This window comes from Peribacillus muralis, from assembly GCF_001439925.1.
Classification (GTDB): domain Bacteria; phylum Bacillota; class Bacilli; order Bacillales; family DSM-1321; genus Peribacillus; species Peribacillus muralis.
Map to the genome: position 1 here is coordinate 1 of NZ_LMBV01000029.1, position 1,184 is coordinate 1,184.

Below are 1,184 nucleotides of genomic sequence, written 5' to 3' on the forward strand. Positions count from 1 at the left end.
GAATTCCATTTTCGTGTTCACACAAAGTGGATTGAAACGGAAGGCAGCGACACTCCTGCGGGAAATGCGCGTCTACTTGAGACCCCGCAGGCTGAAAAGCTAAGGAGGCTCAAGGACCGCCCGCGGAAAGGGAGCGCCTGCAGTGGAAAGCAACATTTAAATGGTACACCCATAAAAAAAACGTAGACAAACTCGATTTTCACCAAGTTTGTCTACATTCTGATTGAAAACAACTATGAAAAAACCCTCTCACTTTATAAAACAATCATAAATATAATAGGCAATGTTGCAAGACTTAATGTTGTACTAATAAGGGTCGTACTCGAAACGAACTCTGACTCTGTATTGAATTGAAGGGCGTACATCGTCGTATTCGCGGCAGTTGGCATCGCAGCCATAATGATCATGATTTGTTTAACCATCTCATCTACAGGCAAGAAAAGAGTTAGCATATACGCAATTGCTGGAGAAATCGCTAGCTTGATTAGAAGCGACCAAGATATCTTGGCTTTCGCTAATTGTTTAATCGATATATTAGCAAGTTGCATGCCTAGAACGATCATTACAGTAGGTATTGCTGCATCTGCCACTAAGTTGACAGCTTCTATTACGGAATTGCTCAAAGGAATATGCAATAATTGAAAAACTGCTCCTAATAGGCCTCCATATACGATCGGCATACGTTGAACTGCCCGAAGCGCCGAGCGGATGCCATTACCATCTGGACTCCCCTTAGCAGCATAATACACGCCTACAGTACACATAACCACTTGTTGTATCACCATTAAAATGATCGCAGATTTTAGTCCAGTTGCACCAAAGAGTAAGAGAACTACAGGGGTACCATAATTTCCATTGTTCATAAAAGACGACGCCAAAATCATCCCACATGTCTCTGGAGTCGAATATCCGTGGAAATAAGAAATGATGTACACGACTGCAATGAGGGAAAAACAAAGAGCAAATGTGTAAAAAGTTAGATATAAATAGTCTATATTGAATGGGGTAGTATAAAAAGTCCGAAATACGAGTATCGGCGACATGAGGTAAAGCGCCATTGTCGAGATTGTCTTTGTATCAAAACCGATTTTCTTTTGTCCGATAAACCCGATTGCAAATATACCGAAAATGGGCAGGAGGATAGTTAAAAATTCCATCGTTGTCACCTTCATAACCTTTTTTTT

Annotated in this window: 2 protein-coding genes; one reads left to right on the top strand and one right to left on the bottom strand. The window is 41.0% G+C overall.

Going from position 1 to position 1,184, the window contains the following annotated elements:
• Positions 1 to 186 (top strand): hypothetical protein (locus tag ASU00_RS26435; protein WP_057915491.1); only part of this gene is annotated, 186 nt, incomplete at its 5' end.
• A 68-nt stretch (positions 187 to 254) separates the two neighbouring features.
• Here the strand turns inward: ASU00_RS26435 and ASU00_RS21405 are convergent.
• A partial coding sequence (locus ASU00_RS21405; protein ID WP_236712799.1) for an AEC family transporter occupies positions 255 to 1,184 on the bottom strand: 930 nt, incomplete at its 5' end.